Source organism: Ichthyobacterium seriolicida (assembly GCF_002369955.1).
In the GTDB taxonomy this organism is placed as follows: domain Bacteria; phylum Bacteroidota; class Bacteroidia; order Flavobacteriales; family Ichthyobacteriaceae; genus Ichthyobacterium; species Ichthyobacterium seriolicida.
This window is the reverse complement of record NZ_AP014564.1, coordinates 222,100-248,557: the sequence shown is the minus strand read 5'-3', so window position 1 is coordinate 248,557 and position 26,458 is coordinate 222,100. Positions and strand designations below refer to the sequence as shown.

Sequence of the window (26,458 nt, the reverse complement as noted above, 5' to 3'; positions counted from 1 at the left end):
TGATCTTATCTAAAAGTAAACAGTTATTAAATTCTAAAAAAATGAAAAAAATATTTAAAAATTTGTTAGCAATGCTAGCTTCTGGAGTTATTGTATTTTCCTGTGATAAAGATCCAGATGATGTTGCAGGTTTAAATGGGGGAGAAGTAGAGATTAAAAGCGTCTCTTTCTTAAAGGACAAGAATAAAGTTGAGGGCAAACAAGAGTTAACGGAATTATACAAAGGCTTGTTTATTAAAAAGACTCCTTCGGATTTTTCAAAATACTCTACTGCTGAAGAAAACGCACTTAGTTCAAAAATTGAAATTAAGGAAAATGATATTTATGTAAATATACCTTATAACCAAGTGCTAAAAGTCAAAGAGGTTGGTAAACTTAATGCTACAGTAACTCTTGCAAAGGTTCCTACTGATGTTACTTTAGTTTCTTCGTCTACTAAAATTGCTTCTACTACTTTTGACATCCCAATCAGGATTAGAGCTTGTGAGTTGTCTCATGATAACTTAAAAGATGATGGTATTATTACCAAAAACATAAGGTTTTCTAAAAAAGTAGGATCTAAAAATGTTGCTTTCGATTATTTTGTGCATTTCCAATATGACAAAAAGGAAACTAAATCAGCTAAATGTGATCTCTTCACTACTACGACTGCGAATGCCCCTATTACTCAACTTTCTTTTACTAGAGATTATACCATTGGAGAAACAAAATTAAATAATAGCTATGTGTGTGAAAATACCAAAGAGAATTATGCAAAATGTTCTAGCTTAACTAAAACAGGGAATGTTGTTACCCCTGTATTTTCAAATACATCCAGTAAAGATGGGCTTTCAGAAGCAAATGCTATAGAAATTCACTTTGGCGGGGGAACTTTATCAGCAAGTGCTAAAACAACTACTTTTAATTCCAGTTCTACGGATACAATATTTGATGTTGCTCATCTTGAAATGGATAAAATAGATGACAGTAAATCAATGCCAAACTTTACATTTATAGCTGATGGAGCTGTTCTTCCAGATGGGGCATTCTTCAGTATAGAAGGTCTTGAGGGAACTAATTGTGGTAAAGCTTTTTCTGAAAGAATCTGTCCAAGAGATCCATCAAAACCGTTCAAAATATCTAATCCAATGCCAACCAAACATAATAGTATAATTTTTAAAGTAGTAGCGCAGAATGGAACAGATCAAAAATTCTATAAATTAACATTCAAGAATAAATATATTCCTCCTTTTTATAACACCACTAGCTAAATAATATTTTACTCTTGTTTAGAAAAAAGAAGCTGTCTCAAAACCGAGGCAGCTTCTTTATTCTGAGTTTAAGAAGTCACTATTTGGGTGATGTCTAATATCAATAAAGATTTTTCTTTTCATATTTTTTTAATCAAATTATACTAATGGATTGATAGTTTTTTGAATTTTTAAAATTTAAATAACATGAATTACTTATTTAAAAGTTTATCGATATTTCTAATATCGACAGCGATTTTTTTAGTCTCTTGTAAAAAGAAGGAGAATTCGTATATCGTAGAGAACTATATAAATATTTTTGAGTTTGAAAATGTAAAAAATGCGGGTAAAAAATTAGGTGGAAATTTAACTCCAGTTGCGGCTGATGAGCATAATATTTATTTCAACGCTCCCTTTGGCGCTAATCTTAAAGGATTAATGCCTACTATAACTCTCCCTCAGGGAGTTAGTATAAGTCCTTCAGCTGATGAGCCTCAAGATTTTAGTCGGGGTAAAGGCGTTAAATATACCGTAAGATCTATTTCAGGTAAAACCCAAGTCAATGTAAAGATAGATATAGCTAATGCTAAAAAGTTAGTAGAAATTAAGAGTGTTGTATTTTCAAAAGATAAGAATAAGCTCAGTGATGATAGTGAGTCAGTTAATGAATTCTACAAAGGCTTTTTTATTAAGAAAACTCCAGAAAGGACCTATGAAGCCTATGATCGTGAAGAGAAAGAGTTTAATGCAAAAATTTCTATTATAAAAAATGATATTTATGTTCAAATCCCGTATAATCCAGTCTTAGAAGTAAAAGAAGCTGGTAATCTTACCGCTACAGTTACTTTTGCAAATACTCCTGATAATGTTAGTTTAATAAATGGTTTGCCTTTATCGCCAGTTAGCGTTAATTCCATCAATCTAGAAGTTCCTATTAATATTGGAAATAAAGAGTTTAGTCATGCTAATATGCTCAGAGGTATTACCAAGCGAATTAGATTTTCTAAAGATTTTGGATCTAAAAATCTTATAGAGGATTATTTAGTTCATTTTCAGTATGATACGGATGAACTTTCAGATCAGTGTGATCTTTTTCCAGTTACTTTAGGATTAGGCGAATCAGTTGATAATCTGGCTTTCACTAAGGATTATTTACACAATGGTGAAAAAGTTAATAATACTTATATGTGTTCGCTTTTAGCCCAAAAAAACGATAAAGGCGCTGATCAATGGCCTTGTGGAGCCGTAAATGTTCCCACTATTACACCTGTACTTACTAAGTTAATAACCGATGATATGGGATTTTCAGAGAGTTCTCCTATAGAAATTCATTTCAAAAAAGAGGTTTCGATGGGTGCAAAAAATGTGTTTGATATTGCTCTTAAAAATGATTTAAAAAAGCTAGCAGATGGAAAGAAAATGCCAAATTTTAAGTTTATAGCTGATAATGTTGTCCTCCCCGATGGAGCATTTTTTAGTATAGAAGGACTTAGAGGATCTAATTGTAATAAGCCGAGAGTTCAAAATATATGTGTTCAGAATCCAACTGAATTGTTTAATATGTATAATCTAATTCCACTTAAAAATAATGGTATAATTTTTAAGGTAGTTGCTCAAAATGGGGTAAACTATAAAATATACAGGCTATTATTTGAAAATAAATACAAGGATAATTCGTCAGTACTTAGTGTTGTATCAACGGCTAAAAAATAAGTAAGAAATGAAAAAAGTATTTAAAAAATTATCCATCGTTTTGATGATAGGAATTATTGTCTTTTCTTGTGAAAAAGAACCTAGTAAAAAGGAGATTTCGTACAATACTGCTGTTAAAAAATACGGCTATGGTATAAAATCTTTTACGTTTGAGGGTAAAAAAAATATAGATAATAATCTAGACGAAAATGAAGAGCTTTCACCAGTTGCAGCTGGACATAAAGGTATTTATTTTAATAGGGTTCCACATGAGACTATCCTTGAAGGATTAACTCCGACTATAAAGCTACACGATGGTTTTAGCATAACACCTTCAACTGATGAGCCTCAGGATTTTGATACTCCCGATGGTGTCAAATACACATTGACAAGCACTGATGGGGACAAGGTAAAGAAAACTGAAATTTCAGTAAAACTAAATAAGATAAAGGCTCCAAAATTAGTAGAGATTGAGAGTTTTAAATTTTCAAAGGAAAATAATAAAATTACTGGTAGCATAGATTCAGTTACTGCCCTATACAAAGGGATGTTTATTAACAAGACTCCACAGAGGAAATTTGAAGATTATACAGATGAGGAAATAATACTTAATTCAAAAATTACTATCGATAAAAATGACATTTATGTTAAATTTCCATACAACGGATCCTTAGGGCTTGATAATGCTACTGGAAATCTTAATGCTGTAATAACCTTTAAAAAAGTTCCTGATGGTGTTGATTTAATACAAAAACCTCCTTTATCTTCTGTTAGGATCAAATCACTTGATTTAGATTTACCTATTACTATGGGTAAACACGAGTTCACTCATTCCAACATGCTTAGTGGTATTAGCAAGCACGTGAGGTTTTCTAAAGATTATGGATCTGAAGTTATCACAGAAGATTATTTTGTGCATTTTGAATATGATAAATCTATTATTCCTTCGTCTAATTGTGATCTTTTCCCTGTTAATTTGGAATTAGGAAAGTCGGTAGATAACCTGGCTTTTACCAAAAATTATGTGCATGATAATGAAAAAGTTAATAATACTTATATGTGTTTACTCTTAGCTAGTGGACATGGACAATGGCCTTGTACGGGAGAAATAAAAAATGATGTTAGTATTACACCTGTTCTCACTAAGTCAATAACAGGTAATATGGGTAGCACAGAGGAAAATCCTATAGAGATTCACTTTAGAAAAGATTATTGGAGAAAAATAGATAATAAAAACGTTAACATAACTAAAAACACCTTCGATGTTGCCCTTGTAAGTGGATATAAGCTAGCAGCTGGAAAGGAAATGCCAAATTTTAAGTTTATAGCTGATAATATTGTACTTCCCGATGGAGCATTTTTTAGTACAGAAGGACTTAAAGGCACTAAGTGTTATGCTCAAATCATTTGTCCAAAAGATCCATCTAAATTGTTTGAGGTATCTAATAAAATGCCATATAGAAATAATGGCATAATTTTTAAGGTAGTTGCTCAAGATGGAATAACATATAAGATATATAGGCTGTTATTTGAAAATAAATACCAAAATTCATCTTCAAAACTTACTACAGATTAAGTTAATATTTGAGTTATGGGTATAATTATAAAAAGTTAAAAAAATGAAAAAAACATTTAATAATTCGTTATTAGTCCTAATTACAGGTCTTATTATCTTTTCTTGTAGAAACGATAATGTTACAGCAGATGAAGAGGGAGAAATATATGCTTCAAAATTAGTTGAGATTAAGAGCGTTATTTTTTCAAGGAAAAATAATAAGATTTCCAATGGCAATGAGTTAACTGAATTATACAGGGGCTTGTTTGTTAAAAAGACTCCTGGAAAAATCTCACAATACACCGATGAAGAAGAAGCAACTCTTAATTCAAAGATCAGTATCGTAAAGAATGATATATATGTAAAAGTTCCGTATAATCAGACATTAAACATAGATAAGCTTGGCACGCTTAATGCTACTATTTCTTTTGTAAAGGCTCCTGATAATGTTATTTTGACTGAACATCCAGTATCTAAAATCTCTGAGACGGTTAATTCTATGAGCGTAGAGTTTCCTGTTACTATAAAACGTTACGAGTTCAGTCACTCTAATATGCTTGTAGGTATTACTAAGTACATAAAGTTTTCTAAAAAAGTTGGATCGAGAAATAGTAAGAAAATTTACAAGATACACTTTAAATATGATGATAACGAAACTAAGTTATCTAATTGTGATCTTTTTCCTATTGATACAAAAAAAGATGCTAAGATTAGCAATTTTTCTTTCACTACTGATTACAAGCATAATGGTCCTAAAGTTAACAATAGTTACGTTTGTGAAAATATTCACAGTGGCAGTAAATCAGAATGCTCTAATTTAAGTAAAAGCATTATTGTTACCCCCGTTCTTACTAAGGATATTACTGTAAATTCAGGAGATTCAGAGACAAACCCTATAGAAATGCACTTTGATGGTGGTGTTTTATCAGGCAGTGCTACTATATTTAATGATACATCAAAAGCGTTTGATGTCGGACATCTCAATGGAGATAAAATGGAGACAGGTAAAACTCTACCAAATTTTTCATTTATAGCTGATGGAAGTATTCTTCCAGATGGTGCGTTTTTTAGTATTGAAGATCTTAAAGGAACTAATTGCAACGAGTCATTTAAACAACGAATTTGTCCAAGAGATCCATCAAAAATATTTAAAGTGGAAAATCAAATGCCTCAAGCAGATAATGGTATAGTTTTTAAAGTAGTAGCCCAAGATGGGATAACTCAAAAATTCTATAAATTAATATTTAAGAATAAATATGATGTTTATTATTTAATGGAGATAAACAAATCCACAAAAAAAAGTTAAAACGGATTATTCATAGTCATATGAAAACGGACTAGACATGATCTTTTTCATTAACTTTTTTGTTAATCGAAAAGACATCGTCTTTTTTGATACATTTTTTAACATGAAAATGCTCTTTTTTAGCCTGAGTTTGATTAATAAATCACTCAAACCCTTTGATTTTATTAGCATTTAAGGGAATGCCCTTTTAGTTTTGGGCTCTTTTATGCTTATGAGGCCGATTTAATGGAATTTAACAATTCTTGCACTAAAACATTCTATTTGTCATAAACACGAATCTCTTTAACGCCAGTTAGTTGAAGGTTTTTTAAGTACTTTAATTAAGTAAATTATTAATCGAACTCAGGTTTAAAGGGTTTCAACCAAAAATAATCATTTTAGATATTCCCCAAAAATGAGGAATAAAAATATATCATTTATAAATCTGAGTTCATCAATGACTACTTATAACCTGAGTTCGATTAATAAAGACGCTTGAATCCTTTGATTTTATTCGGATTTAAGGAAATAGCCCTTTAGCTTTGGGCTCTTTTTGTATGCTTATGAGGCCGACTTAGTCGAAGTCTAACAATTCTTGCACTAAAACATTCTATTTATCACAAATATGAGCCTCTTAAATCTCAGTTAATTCAAGGCTTTTGATTGCTTTAAGTAAGCAAATTATTAATCGATGGCAGTAAAACAAAAAAGCCGCTTGAGATTTACCCCAAACGGCTATCAAATAATAATACTAATTTATATTATTGAGATCTTGATACTCATGCTGGTTTAAGTTTGGATGCCTGCTATTAGCAGTGTTACTATCAGAGTCACTATAAGGCATTCCTGAATTTCGAAACATGTATTCCATGCTAGTACTACTTGGCACATTCCAGCTGCTTAAGTTTTGATTGAAAGCTGTAGCATTTGAAAACATCGACAACATATTAGTAACATTAGAGACATTCCAACTACCTATATTTTGATTGAAAACTATGGCGTAATTAAACATTCCTATCATATCAGTAACATTAGAGACATTCCAACTACCTATGTCTTGATTGAAAGCTATAGCACCTGAAAACATCTGCGACATATTCGTAACCTTAGACACGTCCCATTTACTTATGTCGCTATTGAATTTTGTAGCACTTGAAAACATCGAAGACATATTCGTAACCTTAGACACATTCCATTTGCTTATGTCGCTATTGAATTTTGTAGCACCTGAAAACATCTGCGACATATTCGTAACCTTAGACACGTCCCATTTACTTATGTCGCTATTGAATTTTTCAGCTCTTGAAAACATCGAAGACATATTCGTAACCTCTTCTAAATTTGGGGCTTCTGCGGGTAATGTTACTAAATTATAGCATTCTTGAAAGCATCCTGCAATCATAGTCACAGTCTCAGTCCTAGGATTAGTCTGATTCTGATCCTGGGAAACTCTATAAGTATAAGTATAACTAATACTATTCCCTAATTTCAGATCACCCCAATCTGATATCTCTAATATTTTATCCTTGCTACCTGGAACCTTTCCGAAGTTAAAGCCTTCTATTTTTCCTGTAATAGTTATAGTTTTATCACCTCCTGTTTGATATCCATGTGAAGCTTTAGTATGAGAAGTAACTGTTTGTTTTGTTCCATCTCCCCAGTCTACTGTAAAATCATAGTCTCCACCATCGTAAATAGGTAATTTTATTTGTTGGTTTGCACCCAAATTCCATTTTGAAATAAATTTCTTTAACTTATGGGTAATATTCACAGTGTAATCTCTAGTTTCTCCATTCCCTGCTGTTACTGTGTATTTCAGAGCTTCTGTAGGAATCGTTGAAAGGTCTATATTTTTAGAATTATCAGATATAGAAGCAGATTTTGAAATTTGTATTGACGGCACTATGCTTTTTATTTTTTCTAAATCATAGTAAGATAACTCTGTTAGTGATATAGATATACTTGAATTTCCTTCATCAATACTTGTTGATATATTGGCTTTTACATTATCAGGTTTATCAATACTAAAAGACAATATTTTAGGTTCAAGACAACTTAAGGTAAATTTACATGCGTGTAACCCCTTATGTTATCTATGAAAAACAAGTATATAATTCGTTCAAGAATTTCTGAGGCAAAATTCAGGTCTATTTTACGGTTATTTTGCCTAGATATTGAAGCGAAAAAAGTTAGTAAATTGACTAATGTAAGTCGTTATACTATCAACAAAATTTTTGACAAATTACGTTTGTTAATTGTTCAAAAATGCGAAGAAGAAAGTCCCTTTAATCAAGGGGAAATAGAATTAGATGAGAGTTATTTTGGAGCTAAACGAGTTAGGGGAAAAAGGGGACGAGGATCAGGAGGAAAAAGTTCCAGTATTTGGTATGTTAAAGAGAGAGGGTAAAGTTTATACACAAATTGTAAAAAACTGCTCATCATCAGTAATAATGCCTATTATAGAGAGCAGAGCAAGTAAAGAAAGTACAATTTATACTGATGGATTTAAGTCTTATGACGGCTTGGTAAACTATGGTTATAAGAGGCATTATAGAGTAAAACATAGTGAAAATGAATTTGCTAAAGGAGTAAATCACATTAATGGAATTGAGAATTTTTGGGGACTATGTAAAGTTCGATTATCCAGGTTTAGAGGAGTCCATAAGCACAAGTTTTATTATCATCTAAAAGAGTGTGAATTGAGGTTTAATTATCGAAATGAAAATTTGTATTTTTGTATGTTAAAATGGATAAGAAAAAATCCCCTTAAGTTGTCTTGAACCAAGTTTAAAAGAAAGGTGTCTCGGTCAAAAAATGCTGTAAAAAAAATGTATTTAGATCATGGAGAGAAGCACCAACATTTTATGAGTTTTACGTACAAAGCCAAGAGTTGGCACAAGCCTCAACAGTGCTATTCTAAAGTTGAGAGTACAGGATTAGGGATGAACATAAGGCATTTTTCTAGTAATCTTCCCCAAAAGGATGCTAGAAAAATTTACTTTGACTTTTATGTTAAAAGAGGTGATTCAAGTGAAAATAGAATAAAAGAAGTTAAAAATATGTGTTTTTCTGATCGTTTGTCAAATCATAGTTTTCTTGCTAATTTTTTTCGACTTATGATGAGTAGTCTTGCCTATGAAATGTTTTTATTACTGAAACAGAAGATAAAGAAAACAAGATTTGAAGTAGCAAAAAAATGGTTAATCAGTTCGATTAGAACCTATCTTCTCAAGGTAGGAGCAACGATTAAAATTACCAAAAGGCGAATCTATTACCAGCTATCTAAATCTTTTGTTTACAAGGGTTTATTTCGGGAAATTATTACCCAGTAACGGTTGTTTATTTGTGAAATGAACAAGCTTGGGATAGTTACGCCTTGTCGTTAAAAAACCATGTAAAAACACTAAAAAAGAGCATTGTCATCCTAAAAAAAGGTGCAAAAAAACGACAAAGAAGATGAGTTCTCTTCGATTAGTAAAAAAGTTAAGGAAAAAATATCACGTCTAATCTATTTTAATATGACTATGAATAATGCGGGTTAAGTTCTTGGAAATTACCAAGTAGTACTATCGTGACAGGGATGCTTCATGGATCAGGAATGTCTTCTAATAATTCTAATTCTAGCTGCACTAATAAGAGCAATGACAAGTATCCTAAAAAAAGTAGTTAAATAACCCTTTTTAAAATATGAATAGTCAGTGATATTCTGAATAAGGTAGACTATTGTGTTATTGTTTAATGGCCGCTTGAGGTAAAATCCTAAGCGGCTTTTTTGTTTTACTGCCGTAAAAAACTATTTGCCTTTATCTAATTTACTAAGCTGTATTTTTTTTACTATATTTCATAGTAAGGCAATAAAATATGGCATTCCGACAGTATTTTCTAATTTTTTCAAAAGAGCTTTAACCAGAATACCAAAGAAGAAAAGTACAAAAGGTCTAGAGTCCCTAGTTACGGTATCAAAGAAGCGAGAGAGCTTGATATAATAGCCTTAGCACAGATTATTCATAGTTATATTTCAATATTTGATATGAGGTGTTAATTTTATCAGAAACATAAACTTTACACACTTTATTGAGATAGTGTCGAGTCTTTATCTACAATTTAGACACTTTGTGCGATAGAGTCTGAATAGGTCAGAATAATCAATCTCTATTTCTGTTATATCTACTTTTGAAGCCGCCGCCGCCGCTTCTAGGTCTTTTATAATCATCATTTCGTCTATTCCCTGAATCAAAGCCTCTATTTCTAGAATTGAAGCTTCTGCCTCTTCCACCTGAAGGACCAAAACCCTTCCTCTTTAAAGAGATCTCAGCTGATAAGCTTCTTCCATTTATATCTAATCCATTTAACCTTTCTATGACGTATTCGGATTTATCGTCTACAATGTTGAAAAATGAAAATTTTTCTTTTACATCTACACCGCTAATCTCATTGTTGAATAATTCTAGATTTTCTTTTAAGAAATCTTTTAAGCTATCCCATTGAAACCCATCTTTTTCACCAATGTTGATAAATATCCTTTTAGTTCCACTGCTATGTTCGTCAGCATAATCGTTTAAATCTCGAGTGTTTTTATAGTACTTTAGAAAAATATTAAACTCCATGGAGACAAATTTCTTTATTATATCCTCTTTGGACATATGTTCTAACTCCTTTTCAATTTTAGGTAGAAATTTAGCTATTTGTTCTTCTTGAACTTCTGTATCGTGTACCTTTTTTACTATGCTAAAGAGCTGTTTCTCGCATATCTCTTCCCCTTTTGGAACTTGTAATTGTTCAAAGGTAGATTTTGCAATACGCTCTATAGTCTTGATTTTATGCTTGTCTTTTGATGTAATTATGGAAATAGACAAGCCATTACGCCCTGCACGCGCTGTCCTTCCAGAACGATGAGTATAAACCTCTGGTTCGTCGGGCAACTGATAATTTATAACATGACTGATATCATCTACGTCTATACCTCTAGCAGCCACATCCGTTGCTACTAATATTTGTATTTGTTTGCTTCTAAAAGTCTTCATCACAGCATCTCTCTGATTTTGAGTTAAATCACCGTGAAGAGAAGATACATTATAACCGTCTTGTATGAGACGTTCTGTTATGATTTGAGTTTCAGCTTTTGTCCTGCAAAATATCAATCCGAAAATATCTGGGTAAAAATCTACTATCCTCTTGAGAGCTAGATATTTATTACTGGAAGACACCATATAGTACTGATGCGATATGTTTTTAGCACCTTGATTTTTACTTCCTACAGTAATCTCTATAGGTGAAGACATATAATTTGCAGCTATTCTAGCTACCTCTCTAGGCATTGTTGCAGAGAACAGCCAAGTACATTTGTCTTTTGGAGTTTCAGATAGTATACTATCTATATCTTCTTTAAAGCCCATGTTTAACATTTCATCGGCTTCATCTAATACATTATATCTGATTTTGCTTATATCGAGATATTTTCTCTTTACCATATCTAACATACGCCCTGGTGTAGCTACTATTATGTGAGCTCCTCTCTTTATGTCTTTGGCTTGTTCGTTTATATTAGCTCCTCCGTAAATAGACACCACGCGAATGCCTTTTATATATTTTGAATATTTTTTTAATTCTTCACTTATCTGAAGACATAGTTCTCTAGTTGGAGAGAGAATCAAAGCTTGAGTTTCTTTTTTAGAAATGTCTAATTTTTGAATTAAAGGCAATCCAAAAGCTGCAGTTTTCCCAGTACCTGTCTGAGCTAAACTAACTATATCCACATCTTTTTCTATGAGTATAGGGATACTTTTTTCTTGTACTTCCGAGGGAGTTTCAAATCCCAGATCTTCAATAGCTCTAGCCAGCTCGTCATTAATTCCTAATTCTTTGAATTTATTCATAAAGTTATCTTAAATGTAGCCTGCAAAGGTACGATTTACTTTGCAGTGTTTCCTTTTTATTATTGATAAAAACTGAGAATTTCGCAATTATAGCTTAGATTTTAGAATTTTTATCTTATCCCTGAGTTTAGCAGCTTCTATAAAGTTTAAATCTATAGAGGCTTTTTCCATTTCTCTTTTGGTTTTTCGGATCTCTTTTTTTATTAAATCAATATTGTGATATATCTGATTTTCTGTGTTTTTGGCATTTGTTTTTTCAAAACTATTACTACCTTTTCTAATGGCGCTCGTGGAGTTTTTCAACATTTTTGGAATAATGCCGTTTGCTGAATTGTACTCTATTTGTCTTTGTCTTCTATTGTGTGTCTCTTCAATGGTTCTACTCATACTTCTAGTGATGTTGTCGGCGTACATTATAGCCATGCCGTTTACATTTCTAGCGGCACGGCCTATGGTCTGAGTAAGAGAACGATAAGATCTCAAAAATCCCTCTTTGTCGGCATCTAGTATAACAACTAGAGAGACCTCTGGCAAATCCAAACCTTCTCTCAAGAGATTCACTCCTATGATAACGTCGAAGACACCTTCTCTAAATTGTTTTAGAATTTCTATTCTATCTAAAGTATCTACATCGGAATGTATATAGCGACAGAGTATGGATATCTTATCGAAATATTTATGTAATTCTTCTGACATCCTCTTGGTGAGTGTAGTGACTAATACTCTTTCGTCTTTGACTGTTCTTTTTCGGATTTCTTCTATTAAATCATCTATTTGATTTTCAGTAGGCCGCACCTCTATTATGGGGTCCAGAACTCCTGTAGGTCTTATTATTTGTTCTATTATAACCTTTTGGCTTTTGTCAATTTCATAATCAGCTGGCGTGGCACTCACATATATAGTTTGATTTTGCAGTTGTTCGAATTCTTCAAATTTTAAGGGTCTATTATCCAAGGCTGATGGAAGTCTAAATCCGTGTTCTACCAAATTTTCTTTTCTAGATTTGTCATTTCCATACATGGCGTGAACTTGAGGAATTGTAACATGGCTCTCATCTATTATCATTAAGAAGTCGTCGTCGAAGTAATCTAACAAGCAAAAAGGCCTACTGCCCTCTTCTCTTCCGTCTAGATATCTAGAGTAATTTTCTATGCCAGAACAATACCCCAATTCTTTTATCATTTCAAGATCAAAATTGGTACGCTCCTCTATTCTCTTTGCCTCTATGCTGGCGCCCTTGATTCTAAATTCTTCTTTTCTCTTTCCTAAATCCAAAGCTATATTATCAATGGCGTGTTTGATTTTTTCTTTTGATGTGACAAATAAATTAGCTGGATAGATAGAAATAGAGTCGAATTGACTCAACTTCCTGTTGAACTTTGGTTCTAGGGTTTCTATATTTTCTATTTCATCTCCAAAAAAATAAATCCTGAATATCTCATCTAGGTAAGAGGGATAGACATCTACTATGTCGCCTCTCACTCTGAAAGTTCCTCTGGAAAATTTTTCCTCTGTGCGATTGTATAAGCTACTTACTAACATTCTCAATAAGCTGTTTCTATCTATTTGCATTCCTATGCGCAGCTCTATGGTTTTCTCTTTAAAATCGTGAGGGTTGCCCATACCGTATAGACAGGATACTGAAGACACTACTAAAATATCTCGTCTGGCCGAAAAAAGTGCAGAAGTGGTAGCTAGACGCATCAATTCTATCTCTTCGTTTATGGATAAGTCTTTTTCTATATATGTTCCCGATTGTGGAAGATAAGATTCTGGCTGATAATAATCGTAATAGGAAACAAAGTAATGAACTAAATTCTCTGGAAAAAAATTTTTGAATTCCAAATATAACTGGGCCGCTAGAGTTTTATTATGTGCTAATATAAGTGTAGGTCTTTGAATCTGCTCTATTACATTTGCCATGGTGAAGGTTTTGCCAGAGCCTGTTATTCCCAATAATGTTTGATGTTTTATGCCTTTATCTAATCCAGATACCAACTTTTTTATGGCGCTTGGTTGATCTCCAGTCGGGGTAAAATTTGAACTTAATTTAAATCTCAATTAGTTTACTTTTGGATGGGAAAAATTGTGATAAAATCATCACGTGTACAATCGCTCGAAATTACACATTTTTATTTTAACCCTTTGATTGAGTAATCCTTAAATATCAATGAATAAAAAAGTACTTCTAATCATATTAGACGGTTGGGGAATAGCAAAAAATAAGGAGGTATCAGCTGTAGATAAGGCAAACACTCCTTTTATAGATAGTTTGTACAAAAATTATCCTAATAGTCGTTTAGATGCTTCAGGCGAAGCTGTTGGGTTACCCAAAGGACAAATGGGTAATTCTGAGGTAGGACATATGAATATAGGAGCTGGAAGAGTAGTATATCAGGATTTGATGCAGATAAATTTATCTATAGAGAACGACTCTCTAAAAGACAATGAAATTTTGAAGAAAAATTTCTCAATGGCCAAGGCCGAAGCAAAGAAAATCCACTTTATAGGCTTGTTATCAGATGGTGGGATTCATTCTCACATCAACCACCTCAAAGCACTGTTGAAGATTGTAAAAGAAATGAAACTGAAAAATGTATTTCTACATATTTTCACTGATGGCAGGGATACAGATCCTAAAAGTGGAGTAAAGCACCTGGAAGATATAACTCAATACACATTAGATAGTCATATCAAAATATCAAGTGTGATAGGTAGATATTATGCAATGGATAGGGATAATAGATGGGAACGCATAAAATTAGCCTATGATTTAATGGTAAATGCAAAAGGAGAAAAGACTGATGATCCTATACGGTCAATAAAAAAATCTTATGAAAATGGTATAACCGATGAGTTTTTAAACCCTATTGTAGTCACAGATGAAAACGGAAAATACAATACCATATCAGAGGGAGATTTAGTAATATCGTATAATTTCAGAACCGATAGATGCAGGCAGATCACAGAGGCCTTAAGCCAAAGAGATCTCATAGAATGGGGAATGAAAAAAATAAACCTCAACTATATAACCATGACTAATTACGATGATAATTTCAAAGATATAGAAGTGATTTTCAGGAGGGATTTATTAGTCAAAACACTGGGAGAGGTATTGTCCGATAATGGCAAGAAACAGATCCGTATCGCAGAGACGGAGAAATATCCTCATGTGACATATTTCTTTTCTGGAGGGAGAGAAGAAGAATTTAAAGGGGAAAAAAGATTGTTATGTCCTTCTCCAAAAGTTGCTACATACGATCTTCAGCCATCTATGAGTGCTCGTGATATAAGAGACAAGATATCTGTAGAATTACAAAAAAAAGAGGCTGATTTTATTTGTCTAAATTTTGCTAATCCAGATATGGTGGGTCATACAGGAGTCATGCAAGCTGCTATAAAAGCTTGTGAAACAGTAGACGAATGTGCTGAATCTGTGGTAGAAGTAGCCTTAAATAACGATTATACAACTATAATAATTTCCGATCATGGGAATTCTGAGTGTATGATAAATGAAGATGGAAGTCCTAATACTGCTCATACTACGAGTCAAGTGCCTTTCTTTTTGATAGATAAGGACTGTAAAAATTTTGTGGTAAAAAATGGAAAATTATGCGACGTAGCCCCAACCATTTTAGATATTTTAGGAATTCCAAAACCTGAACAAATCGATGGACAAAGTCTCATAAGTTGATTTTTGATTATCTCAAATTATTTCGTAGGACAGTTTGTGAACTCACCTTAGAATATGGATTATTGATTTTTCAGAAAAATAATTCAATCATTAGTAGGATATTAAAACTACATTAGTAGGCTAAAGGGGATTTTATGGATATTACATATGATCCCTTTGCTGTGTTGAAGTCATTGAGATTTCAATTGTTGAAGTTTAACGTATTAATTATTGAATTATGAAAAAAAATAATCTAAAAGAGGTATTGTTATTTCTATCGTCCTTTCTTCTTATTGTTTCGTGTGAGAAGAATAAAGTAATTCCTGAAGATGAGAATCTTGAAAGTGCAATTCCTAAAGAGATAAAGAGTTTTAAACTAGAACCATCTAATAACGAAGAAAAAATAGGAGCTGATGATATAGAGGCTCAAGTCGTTGAATCCAATGGACAAAAAGTATATATTTTACTATTGCCTAATGGTGTAAAATCTGAAACTAAAGAATTTACTCCTACGATTACAACATCTGAAAATACTACTATAAGTCCTGAGAGTGGTTTTCCTCAGCAGTTAGGTAATATTAGTATGGTTGAAGGAAACTTTGATTTTTCTCAATCAGGTGTAGAATACACAGTTAAGTCCGATGAAGATCAGTCGATTAAAAAATACAGAGTTATTGCCGTTAGAGCTCCTGATAGTGTTAATGCTGCTGAGACTTCAATTACTGTTGAAAGTAATAATGACAAACTTTTAACTGATTCTACTAGTCCAGCTGTTGATGATTTAAAGCAGACAATAACATTTGGTTCTTTACAAGCCCCAAATCTAAAAAATGACATTAGTGAAGATGAGATTACATTGGGTATAAAAGTGAGTTTAACTCGGATAACTGCAGAAGATGGTGAAGATATTTATAAGGAGATTCCTTCTCCAACTATTCCAACTACGGTTTCTTTTAGTAAGAAAGGAGAAAGTGGAGATGATCTAAATACTTATGAGTCTATTATTCCAATTACATATGAGATAGAGGGAGAAACTTTTGTAAAAAATTATAAAACAATTATTTACAAAAGGTCTGATGCAAAAGTTAGAGAAGAACTTAAATCTTCTATCGCTGAATCTAAGGCTAAAGCTGAGGAAGCTAAGGGAATCGCTACTGAAGCTAAAGCTACTGCTACTGCTGTTAATGATGAAGCTGCTAAAACAACTGCTGATGAAGCTATTAGAGCTGCTACTGATGCTGAAGCTACTGCTGATACTGCTATTAACAGTGCTGAAACATCCAGCATTAGTGCTCTTAAAGAAAAGGTTACTGAAGTTGCTGCTAAAGCTGAAAAATCTAAGCAAGATGCTGATGCTGCTAAGATTGCTGCTGAAAAAGCTAAGCAGGATGCTGAGAATGCCAAAGTTGCTGCAGCTCAAAAAGCTGCTACTGATGCATTAGCTGCTGCTAATTCGGCTAAGCAAAAAGCTGAACAAGCTAAATCTGCTGCTGATACTGCTTCTCAGAAAGCTACAGAAGCTAAAAATAGCGTTGCTATCAATGTAGATGTTAATCCTCTATCTGCTATTCTTGAAGCTGCTGAAAAAGCTAAGCAAGATGCTGAGACTGCTAAAGGAGAAGCTCAAGCTGCTAAAACTGTTGCTGAACAAGCTGATACTGATGCTAAAGCTGCTAAGAGCGCTGTTGAGGCTATTACTGCTAAATCTGGAGAAACTAATACTGCTGCTCAGACCGCAAATGAGGCAGTTTCTAAGGCTAACGAAGCTGTTCAAACTGCTACTGCCGCTGAGTCTACTTCTAATGAGGCTATTAGAGTAGCTGCTGAGACTATTAAAGTTATTTCTCAGAAAGCCGCTGAGATTGCTGATGCTAAGGCTAAAGAAGCTAAAGCCGCTTCTGATAAGGCTGGAGAGGCTAAGAATACTGCTGACACTGCTGATACTGAAGCTCAAGCAGCTAAGGCTGCTGCTGATAAAGCTATGAATGACGCTAAAGCCTTAGCTGCCTCTATAGCTGACGCTACTCTTAGCACTGCTGTTGCTGTCGCTACTTCTGAGGCTGCAAAAGCTAAGATTGCTGCTGATACCGCCACTTCTGAGGCTGGAAAAGCTGCTGCTGAGGCCCAAAAGGCGAAGGCTGCTGCTGATAATGCTAATGCGGCTAAAACTGCTGCCGAGGCTGCTCTTGCTAATGTTGGAGAAGCTAATACTGTTGAAGCTATTGGATATGCTAAGACCGCCGTTGCTGAAGCGGCTAAGGCTGTTGCCGCTCAGAAAGCTGCTGAAGCCGCTAAAGATGCTGCTGAAGAAGCTAAAACTAAAGCTGAGACTGCTAAAGGTGAAGCTGAAGCAGCTCTTAAAAAGGTTCTTTTAGCTGTTGCTCAGGCTACAGCCCAGGCTTCTAAGGAAGCTGCTGAGGCTTCTAAAATTGCTGTTCAGACTTCTGCTGCTGAGGCTGGGAAAACTCAAACTGCAGCTAATACTGCTGTTACTGAAGCTGAAAAAGTTAAGGATGCTGCTACTCAAGTTGTTACAGCTGTTAATGCTTTAGCTTCTTCTATAGATGATGCTGATGATGCTAAGACCAAGGCTACTGCTGCTGTTGAAAAAGCTACTGTTGCTCAGGTTGCTGCTGAAACTGCGGCTACTAAGGCGGGATTAGCTCATACTGCTGCTGATACTGCTAAGAATCTAGCTGATACAGCTCAGTCTGCTGCTCAAACTGCTCTTCAAAAGGCTGAAACAGCCGTTAATACGGCTACGGCTACTGAGGCTCAGGCTGCTGTTGAAGCCGCTAAAGATGCTCAGTCTGCTGCTGATAATGCTAAGAGCGCTGCTGATGCCGCTAAGTCAGCTGCTCAGACTGCTGTTACTAAAGCTGATGAAGCTAAGCAAGCTGCTGATGATGCTAAAACTGCTATTGATAGTGCTAAGACTGCTATTGAGGCCGTTAAACCTGATTTGGCTGATGCGGTTAAAACTGCTACTGAAAAAGCTGCCGCGGCTGTTCAAGATGCTAATACTGCTGTTCAAAAGGCTAATGAAGCTAAAAGTGCTGCTGATAATGCTAAGAGCGCTGCTGATAATGCTGTTGAAGCAGCTAAAAAAGCTGTTGATGCTGCTGATAAAGCAGCTGACGCTGCTAAAAAAGCTTTTGACGTTGTCACTGCTGCTGCCTAGTTAAATAGAAAAGCTTCTAAACTGGAAAAAACTTTAAAAACCCGCTACAGTAAAAAAAACTGTAAAGGGTTTTTATTTAAGCGAAAGGTTGGAATGGTTAATCTATTATTTAACTTTGGTTCAAGACAACTTAAGGGGATTTTTTCTTATCCATTTTAACATACAAAAATACAAATTTTCATTTCGATAATTAAACCTCAATTCACACTCTTTTAGATGATAATAAAACTTGTGCTTATGGACTCCTCTAAACCTGGATAATCGAACTTTACATAGTCCCCAAAAATTCTCAATTCCATTAATGTGATTTACTCCTTTAGCAAATTCATTTTCACTATGTTTTACTCTATAATGCCTCTTATAACCATAGTTTACCAAGCCGTCATAAGACTTAAATCCATCAGTATAAATTGTACTTTCTTTACTTGCTCTGCTCTCTATAATAGGCATTATTACTGATGATGAGCAGTTTTTTTACAATTTGTGTATAAACTTTACCCTCTCTCTTTAACATACCAAATACTGGAACTTTTCCTCCTGATCCTCGTCCCCTTTTTCCCCTAACTCGTTTAGCTCCAAAATAACTCTCATCTAATTCTATTTCCCCTTGATTAAAGGGACTTTCTTCTTCGCATTTTTGAACAATTAACAAACGTAATTTGTCAAAAATTTTGTTGATAGTATAACGACTTACATTAGTCAATTTACTAACTTTTTTCGCTTCAATATCTAGGCAAAATAACCGTAAAATAGACCTGAATTTTGCCTCAGAAATTCTTGAACGAATTATATACTTGTTTTTCATAGATAACATAAGGGGTTACACGCATGTAAATTTACCTTAAGTTGTCTTGAACCTTAACTTTTAACCAAAAAATTAAGGGAACTCAGCTTTATAGTTTGTGAGGCCGAAATGATAAAGATTTGAGTTAAATCTTGATAAGTATTTTTTTCTAAATTTGCGGTCTCTTACAAAATAAGATTTTCTCATGAATTATAACACTAAAACGTTAGATAGTGATCGTTGTAAGCGGGTTAGATCTATACTTGTTTCTCAGCCAGAGAAGGCTAACGGCACTTCTCCCTATGACAATCTGACAAATAATTACAATATAAAAATAGATTTTATTCCTTTCATAGAGGTTGAAGGGGTTCCAGAGTTGACATTGAGAAAGGAAGAGAAATTAAATTTAAGTAATTTCACTTCGGTTATCTTTACCAGTAAAAATGCGATAGATAATTTTTTTAGAGTAGCAAACGAAATGCGATTCGACCCTAAAGGGTTTAAATATTTCTGTCAATTCGAAGTTCTAGCAAACTATTTACAGATATATATAGATTATAAAAAAAGGAATGTTTTTATAGGCAAAAAAACTATTCAAGACATGGCTGGCTATTTAAAAAAGCATTCTAAAGAGAAGTTTTTACTTCCTTCTTCGGATATACTGAATTCTACCACTGTTGATTGTTTGAATAAATTGGGAATAAATTGGACCAGGTCGTGTATGTACAAAACTGTTAGTTCTGATCTATCTAATTTAAAGGATGTTTCATACGATATGTTAGTATTTTTTAGTCCGCTGGGTATAAAGTCACTGTTTGATAATTTTCCAGAGTTTAAACAAAACGATACTCGTATAGCAGTTTATGGTTCTAGTACTTTAGAGGCGGTCGAGAGAAGAGGATTGATATGTGATATTAAGGCTCCTACTGTCGAGTCTACTTCTATGATTATGAATATAGAGAAGTACGTAGAGTTATCTAATAAAAAATAAAATAGTAATGAGTTACAATCTTTTAAAGGGGAAAAGGGGTATTATTTTTGGAGCACTAGACAGCGAATCTATAGCTTGGAAGGTAGCCGAACAGGCTTATTCCGAAGGGGCTACTATAGTGTTGACTAATGCTCCAGTGGCAATTAGAATGGGTGCTATTAACCAATTAGCTGAGAAGACAAATTCTCAAATTATACCTGCCGATATAACCTCTTTGGAAGATTTGGAAAATTTACTTAAAAAATCTGTTGATGTCTTAGGTGGAAAGATAGATTTCATATTGCATTCTGTTGGTATGTCCTTGAATATTAGAAAGGGCTATCACTATACAAATTCTAATTATGAATGGATGGCCAAAGGCTTAGATATATCTGCTATGTCTTTTCATAAATTGATGCAAACAGCTATGAATTTAGATGTTGTTAATGAATGGGGGTCTGTGGTGGCTCTATCATACGTTGCAGCTCAAAGAGTTTTTCCAGATTACGGTGAGATGGCAGATAGTAAAGCTTATTTAGAATCCATAGCTAGGAGTTTTGGTTATCATTGGGGAGTTAAAAAGAATATTAGGGTCAATACTATTTCGCAGTCTCCTACTCCTACTACTGCTGGTAAGGGGATAAAGGGATTCGATGGCTTTATCAATTATGCTGAAAGGATGTCTCCCCTTGGCAATGCTACGGCTCATGATTGTGCACTTTATGTCATTACTTTGTTTTCGGATTTGACTAGGAAAGTGACTATGCAAAATTTATTTCACGATGGTGGATTTTCTAGTGTTGGTATAAGTGAGCGAGTTATGGAACACTTTTCGGAAAAATAAAAAGCGCCAATGTTGAAAAAAACGCTAAATTTGTCGACTTTGTTTTCTGCAAAATTAAAATATATTTAGATGATGAAATGTTATGAAACTGTTTTCATTTATAATCCCGTTTTATCTGATGTTCAGGTTGATGAATCTGTTCGTCAATACAAGAGTTATTTAGAATCTCGTGGAGCTGAGATAATCTCTATAGAAAAATGGGGATTGAAAAAGTTAGCCTATCAAATACAGAATAAAAAGACGGGTTTTTATAATTTGATACAATTTCAAGGAGAAGGAGATTTAGTTTCGGATCTTGAATTGGAGTTTAGAAGAAACGAGCACATTATGCGTTTTTTGACCGTCTCTTTAGATAAGCACGCTTTGGATTATGCAGAGCAAAGAAGAAATAAATTAAAGTCTGTTACTGAAAACAAACAATAATAATGAGTGGATTTAATAAATACGCGAATAACAAAGATGTTAGGTATCTGACCCCTTTATCTATAGGGGTTAGGGATAGGAAAATGTACTGTCGTTTTAAGAAGATGGGAATCAAGTACATAGATTATAAAGATCCTGATTTTCTTATGAAATTTTTGAATGAGCAAGGTAAAATTTTGCCTCGCAGGCTAACAGGAAATTCTTTAAAGTTCCAGAGGAGAGTTTCGAGGGCTGTAAAGAGAGCTAGATTTCTTTCTCTTTTGCCTTATGTTGGGGATATGTTAAAATAATTTGGTGCTATTATGGAAGTTATATTAAAAACAGACGTAGAGAAATTAGGCTTTAAAGATGACTTAGTAAGCGTAAAGCCTGGTTATGCTCGTAATTTTCTAATACCTAAGAAGTTTGCTGTTTTAGCTTCGCCTTCAGCTAAGAAGATGCTTGAGGAAACTCTCAAGCAAAGACGATTTAAGGAGTCTAAGATTGTAGAGGCGGCTAGGGAGATGGCTAATAAGGCTAAGGATTTGGATATAAAAATATCTGCTAAGGTGAGCAAGTTAGGTAAATTATTCGGATCTATATCTTCTGCAGAATTATCTTCTGCTCTTTCTAAAGAGGGAGTAGATTTAGATAAAAAATTTGTTCAAATATTCGGTTCAGGTCTTATAAAAACTGTTGGCAAATACGAAGCTAAATTGAGATTTCACAGGGATGTTATAGTAGATATTTCTTTTGAGGTTTTGGCTGAAAAATAAAAAAACTAAAAGAGAAATTTATTAAGAGTAACAAATCTTTGTTTTAACTCTTAAACACCTCACCGTTATATAGAATTTCCCCATCGCAGAAGCGATGGGGAAATTTGTTTTATATGCTCCTAAAGAATTAAGACGATCAATAAAAATTTTGATATTACTCATTATAGGAAAACTATTGAATTTGTTTTTTTATCCAAAGTTGCTCAGTATTATAGAGCTATATTTCTATAGTAATTAAAGTAGTTATTTAATAGTGATTATTTCATCTTCATTTAGTAAGGGTTCGTTTTTGAAACGTAAAAAGAGTTGGGCTACTGTTACAGTATCCTTTTCACAGTATCTTGCAATGCGTTTGATATTTTTTTCTTCATAAAAAATAGAGGCTACCTGGCTTCCATCGATATCATCTTTAGGAGTGGGTATATTTAAGATAGAGGCTAGTAGTTCTAAGGAAGTAAAGTGTTTGTAATCTCCAAACTTCCACATTTCCATGGTGTCTATATGTGCTATTTCCCAAGGTTTTTTTCCTGAGAGATTTAGTATATCTGGCAGTTTAATCTGAAGTATTATCATTCTTCGAGCTATATAAGGAAAATCAAACTCTTTTCCATTATGTGCGCAGAGCAGACATTTCCTGCCACTGTGGTGATTATCTAATAGTTCTTTGAATTCTAACAAAATATCTCGCTCATTATAGCCGAAGAAAGATTTTACGCGCAACTGTCTCTCGTTTTCATTGGGCTTATTACATCTAAAAAAAGCTACGGAAATACAAACAATTTTTCCAAATTCAGCCCAAATGCCAGCATTTTTATAGAATTCTTCAGGGCTAGTATCATCCTTTCTGGCATACTGAGTCTTTTTGTCAAATAATCTTTGTTTGTATGAACATAGAGATCCCCAATCTTTTTCTTGAGAGACGGTCTCTATGTCTATGAATAAGATGTTTTTATCATAGTTTTTAAAATCCATATTTGTGAATTACACAATTTTACTTGTTAATTCTGGATATTAGCAGTTGTAAAATTTTATAATATTATATTTTATAGGTATTTGAATACTTCTTCGTAGTTAGGTTCATTTGATACTTCACTTACCAATTCAGTATACTTTATAGTTCCATTTTTATCTATTAAAACAACTGCTCTAGCCAAAAGACCAGACAGAGGTCCAGAGCTTATGTTAAGGCCGTAAGAATTACCAAAATTTCCAGTTCTAAAATCGGATAGGGAAATCACATTTTTTATATCCTGTGCCCCACAAAAACGACTTTGAGCAAATGGTAGATCCCTAGAGATGCAAAGCACTTTTATATTTTCAGATAGGCTAGCAGCTTTTTGATTAAATTGTTTTACAGATAGAGCGCAAGTAGCTGTATCTATACTGGGAAATACATTTAAAATTATATCGTTACCATCGAAAGTATTTAATTGTACTTCTGATAAATCGTTAGCGACTAATGTAAAATTAGGTGCAGGGGATCCTACTTTTGGTAAAGTTCCACTTACAGTTACTGGCTTTCCTTTTAGTGTAATATTTTGCATTTTAATTTTTTTAAAAAAAGTTTATTCAAAAGACGGGGCAATTTAGTGAAAAATAATTTCTTAATTTAAGAGGTTTTTTTTGTTGTACTCATGGAAAAATAGAGGGAATAAATTATTTGTACATTTGCCTTCCAAAATAATTGAACTATAGCTAGCTATATAAAACATATAATTAATCAAGGGGAAATAGAATTAGATGATAGTTATTTTGGAGCTAAACGAGTTCGAGGAAAAAAGAGGACGTGTATCAGGAGGAAAAGTTTGAGTATTCAGTGTGTTAAAAATAGAAAAGTTTATACAAATTGTGAAAAACTTTTCATGATCAATAATGCCTATTATAGGGAATAGAGTGTGTAAAAAAAAGTACAATTTATCACCTAAAAGAGTGTGAATGGGATTTAATTATCGCAATGAAAATTTGTATTTTTATTTGCTAGAATGGCTAAGAAAAAAATCCCTTAAGATATCTTGAGCCTTAAATTATTTAGAGTTTGGTTCATATAAAGAGATTAGAAATGAAATTTGTGTTTTCTAAATTATCCAAAAATAAGACATTTAATTTTCGCCCTAGGTTCTATAGTAAGATTAAAGAAGATATAGAACAATCAAAGACTAAAAACAAAGATAGAAACTATTTAACCAGGGAAAATATTAGGTCAGAATGGAATAAACGCAGTAGAGTATCTATGTATTCTAAAGAATCTAAGAAGGCTTATGCTAGACTTTTAGTAATTTTACTCATACTTTTTTATTTGATATACATTATTGTTGAGTTCAACGCTGTTGAGATATTAAAATGGATATCATAGAATTATTACCAGATCGCATCGCAAATCAGATAGCAGCTGGAGAGGTAGTACAAAGGCCATCTTCGGTAGTTAAAGAATTATTGGAGAATTCTGTAGATGCTCAGTCTACATCTATTAATCTCATATTGCAAGACGCTGGCAAAAAGCTGATAAAGGTAATAGATGACGGAGTGGGGATGAGTCCTAACGATGCTCGTATGTCATTTAAAAGGCATGCTACTTCTAAGATAAGGTGTGCCGATGATTTATTTAAACTCAAGACCAAGGGATTTAGAGGGGAAGCATTGGCTTCTATAGCGTCGGTATCTCATGTTGAGATGAAGACTAAATTTGAAAGTGCAGAATTGGGCGTTGAGTTAAAAGTCGAGAAGGGGGAGGTATTATCCCAAGAAGAGATAGTTCTAAGTAGAGGCACATCCATAGGTGTTAAAAATATATTTTTCAATATTCCAGCTAGAAGGAAATTCCTCAAATCAGACAAGATAGAGCTAAAACACATAATAGATGAATTTCAACGTGTGGTATTATCTCACCCTGAGATATCCTTTACTCTTTCTCATAATAACAGTGATATTTATAATCTAAATTCCACCAATCTAAAAAAGCGTATAATATCTCTGTTTGGCAAGAAAAGTGATGATAGCCTAGTCAGAATAGAAGAAGAATCTCCCGATATACACATATATGGTTTTATAGGTAAACCCAGTTTGGCAAAAAAAACTAGAGGGGAACAATTTTTCTTTGTCAATAATCGTTTTATAAGGAGTTCTTATATAAATCACGCTATAAATAGTTCTTTTGAGGGATTGCTACTCAGTGGTTATCACCCTTCTTATTTCATCTATATGGATATAGATCCCTCTCAGATAGATGTAAATATACACCCTTCAAAAACCGAGATAAAGTTTGAAAACGATTCGTATATATATGCTTTGATAAAATCTGTGGTAAAAAAAGCATTGGGACAATACAATATAACTAGTACTATAAATTTTGAAAACACCAGTTTGTTTGATATTCCAGATGATAAAAATTATCAAAAGAAAAATGTTTTTAAAGCATCTAGTGCTAGTGTAAAAGTAGATCGCAATTTTAATCCCTTTACCAAAGAGTATAGTCAAAAACCTCAGTGGGAAGGTATTTATGAAAATACAGAAAACATAAATGTTTCTAATGAAATAAAAAGTGATTTGGACAGCTCAGAGCCATACTCTTCTCTGATAATAGAAAAAAAGGATGTTCAAGATTCTCTATTTGAGAGAAAAGAGTACAACGATATCTCACCTTATAGTATACATGGCAAATACATTTTGTCGCATAAAAAATCAGGTGTTATACTAATACATCAAAATAGAGCACATCAGAGAATACTGTACGAAAAATATAAATCTCCTGTAAAACTAAATCAGATAGTTTCACAGAAGTTATTATTTGGCATAGATATAGCTCTCAATAAAGATGACATCATATTCTTAAAGGAGATATATGAAAATTTGAAAAATATGGGATTTGAAATAGATGGGTTAGATAGTGATATAAATACCATATCTGTAAAAGGCCTTCCTCCTTATGTTGATGCCAAGGAGGTAAAGGGTATTATAGAGGATATTATCGAAAACTTTAAGTTAGATAGAGAAATAGCTAATAATAAACAGGATATGATGATAAAATCTATTGTGAAAAACTTAGCTGTAAAAACTGGACAATCCTTAGATAAGGAGACTATGGTTTGTTTGATAGATCAGTTATTTGCATGTAATACTCCTATGTTGTGTCCATTTGGAAAGACTACTTTTATAACCTTGAATATTTCAGATATAGATAAAAAATTTAATTAG

19 protein-coding genes and 3 pseudogenes are annotated in these 26,458 nt (G+C 33.3%); 16 read left to right on the top strand and 6 right to left on the bottom strand.

Annotated elements, in window-relative coordinates:
• Positions 1-41 precede the first annotated feature (41 nt).
• The 4 genes from JBKA6_RS00970 (at position 42) to JBKA6_RS00955 (ending at position 5,782) form a co-directional block, all read left to right on the top strand.
• Positions 42-1,250, top strand: a complete 1,209-nt coding sequence (locus JBKA6_RS00970; protein WP_096684910.1) for a hypothetical protein — start codon at positions 42-44, stop codon at positions 1,248-1,250.
• A 186-nt stretch (positions 1,251-1,436) separates the two neighbouring features.
• Positions 1,437-2,942, top strand: coding sequence for a hypothetical protein (locus JBKA6_RS00965; RefSeq protein WP_096684907.1), 1,506 nt, complete (start codon positions 1,437-1,439; stop codon positions 2,940-2,942).
• Positions 2,943-2,949: 7 nt separating this feature from the next.
• Entirely contained in the window at positions 2,950-4,497 is a 1,548-nt protein-coding gene (locus JBKA6_RS00960) for a hypothetical protein (RefSeq protein ID WP_096684905.1), read from the top strand.
• Between the two features lie 43 nt (positions 4,498-4,540).
• Complete coding sequence (locus JBKA6_RS00955; protein ID WP_096684902.1) at positions 4,541-5,782, top strand: hypothetical protein; 1,242 nt, start codon at positions 4,541-4,543, stop codon at positions 5,780-5,782.
• 730 nt (positions 5,783-6,512) lie between these two features.
• Here the strand turns inward: JBKA6_RS00955 and JBKA6_RS00950 are convergent.
• A complete protein-coding gene (locus JBKA6_RS00950) occupies positions 6,513-7,796 on the bottom strand; it encodes a BspA family leucine-rich repeat surface protein (RefSeq protein WP_096684899.1) in 1,284 nt (427 codons plus the stop codon).
• Between the two features lie 51 nt (positions 7,797-7,847).
• Between JBKA6_RS00950 and JBKA6_RS00945 the strand changes: the two are divergent.
• Together JBKA6_RS00945 and JBKA6_RS00940 are read left to right on the top strand one after the other, a co-directional pair.
• Positions 7,848-8,541, top strand: a pseudogene (locus JBKA6_RS00945) (IS1595-like element ISIse1 family transposase).
• A gap of 18 nt (positions 8,542-8,559) precedes the next feature.
• The gene (locus tag JBKA6_RS00940; protein ID WP_096684897.1) at positions 8,560-9,093 is read left to right on the top strand and encodes a transposase; all 534 of its coding nucleotides are present in this window, start codon (positions 8,560-8,562) and stop codon (positions 9,091-9,093) included.
• An 813-nt stretch (positions 9,094-9,906) separates the two neighbouring features.
• Here the strand turns inward: JBKA6_RS00940 and JBKA6_RS00935 are convergent.
• The gene (locus JBKA6_RS00935; RefSeq protein WP_096684894.1) at positions 9,907-11,637 is read right to left on the bottom strand and encodes a DEAD/DEAH box helicase; all 1,731 of its coding nucleotides are present in this window, start codon (positions 11,635-11,637) and stop codon (positions 9,907-9,909) included.
• A gap of 87 nt (positions 11,638-11,724) precedes the next feature.
• The gene (gene uvrB, locus JBKA6_RS00930; RefSeq protein ID WP_096684892.1) at positions 11,725-13,698 is read right to left on the bottom strand and encodes an excinuclease ABC subunit UvrB; all 1,974 of its coding nucleotides are present in this window, start codon (positions 13,696-13,698) and stop codon (positions 11,725-11,727) included.
• A 109-nt stretch (positions 13,699-13,807) separates the two neighbouring features.
• On the opposite strand from uvrB, the gene gpmI reads away from it, so the two are divergent.
• Complete coding sequence (gpmI, locus tag JBKA6_RS00925) at positions 13,808-15,331, top strand: 2,3-bisphosphoglycerate-independent phosphoglycerate mutase (RefSeq protein WP_096684889.1); 1,524 nt, start codon at positions 13,808-13,810, stop codon at positions 15,329-15,331.
• A gap of 217 nt (positions 15,332-15,548) precedes the next feature.
• Positions 15,549-18,491: a hypothetical protein gene (locus JBKA6_RS07430; protein ID WP_157776854.1), complete on the top strand. Its 2,943-nt coding sequence runs from the start codon at positions 15,549-15,551 to the stop codon at positions 18,489-18,491.
• 120 nt (positions 18,492-18,611) lie between these two features.
• On the opposite strand, the pseudogene JBKA6_RS00910 reads toward JBKA6_RS07430, so the two are convergent.
• A pseudogene (locus JBKA6_RS00910) lies at positions 18,612-19,305 on the bottom strand (IS1595-like element ISIse1 family transposase).
• A gap of 175 nt (positions 19,306-19,480) precedes the next feature.
• Between JBKA6_RS00910 and JBKA6_RS00905 the strand changes: the two are divergent.
• From JBKA6_RS00905 to rplI, 5 genes are all read left to right on the top strand, one after another.
• Positions 19,481-20,266: a uroporphyrinogen-III synthase gene (locus JBKA6_RS00905; RefSeq protein ID WP_096684886.1), complete on the top strand. Its 786-nt coding sequence runs from the start codon at positions 19,481-19,483 to the stop codon at positions 20,264-20,266.
• 7 nt (positions 20,267-20,273) lie between these two features.
• Complete coding sequence (locus JBKA6_RS00900) at positions 20,274-21,089, top strand: enoyl-ACP reductase FabI (protein WP_096684884.1); 816 nt, start codon at positions 20,274-20,276, stop codon at positions 21,087-21,089.
• Between the two features lie 72 nt (positions 21,090-21,161).
• The gene (gene rpsF / locus JBKA6_RS00895) at positions 21,162-21,512 is read left to right on the top strand and encodes a 30S ribosomal protein S6 (RefSeq protein WP_096684882.1); all 351 of its coding nucleotides are present in this window, start codon (positions 21,162-21,164) and stop codon (positions 21,510-21,512) included.
• 2 nt (positions 21,513-21,514) lie between these two features.
• Positions 21,515-21,802 carry a 30S ribosomal protein S18 gene (gene rpsR / locus JBKA6_RS00890; protein WP_096684880.1) on the top strand — a complete coding sequence of 96 codons (288 nt, stop codon included), beginning with the start codon at positions 21,515-21,517 and terminating at the stop codon, positions 21,800-21,802.
• Positions 21,803-21,814: 12 nt separating this feature from the next.
• On the top strand, positions 21,815-22,267 hold the full coding sequence (gene rplI / locus JBKA6_RS00885; protein ID WP_096684878.1) for a 50S ribosomal protein L9: 453 nt from the start codon (positions 21,815-21,817) through the stop codon (positions 22,265-22,267).
• A gap of 243 nt (positions 22,268-22,510) precedes the next feature.
• Here the strand turns inward: rplI and JBKA6_RS00880 are convergent, their stop codons facing one another.
• Positions 22,511-23,239 (bottom strand): 3'-5' exonuclease, encoded by a 729-nt coding sequence (locus JBKA6_RS00880; RefSeq protein ID WP_096684876.1) that lies wholly within the window; start codon positions 23,237-23,239, stop codon positions 22,511-22,513.
• 71 nt (positions 23,240-23,310) lie between these two features.
• Positions 23,311-23,811, bottom strand: a complete 501-nt coding sequence (gene tpx, locus JBKA6_RS00875; RefSeq protein ID WP_096684874.1) for a thiol peroxidase — start codon at positions 23,809-23,811, stop codon at positions 23,311-23,313.
• Between the two features lie 174 nt (positions 23,812-23,985).
• Here tpx and JBKA6_RS08040 point away from each other — a divergent pair.
• From JBKA6_RS08040 to mutL, 3 genes and pseudogenes are all read left to right on the top strand, one after another.
• Positions 23,986-24,283: pseudogene (locus JBKA6_RS08040) on the top strand (hypothetical protein); the annotation flags it as partial.
• 43 nt (positions 24,284-24,326) lie between these two features.
• Complete coding sequence (locus JBKA6_RS00870; RefSeq protein WP_096684871.1) at positions 24,327-24,620, top strand: hypothetical protein; 294 nt, start codon at positions 24,327-24,329, stop codon at positions 24,618-24,620.
• Positions 24,608-26,458 carry a DNA mismatch repair endonuclease MutL gene (gene mutL / locus JBKA6_RS00865; protein ID WP_096684868.1) on the top strand — a complete coding sequence of 617 codons (1,851 nt, stop codon included), beginning with the start codon at positions 24,608-24,610 and terminating at the stop codon, positions 26,456-26,458. The genes JBKA6_RS00870 and mutL overlap by 13 nt, the downstream gene beginning before the upstream one ends.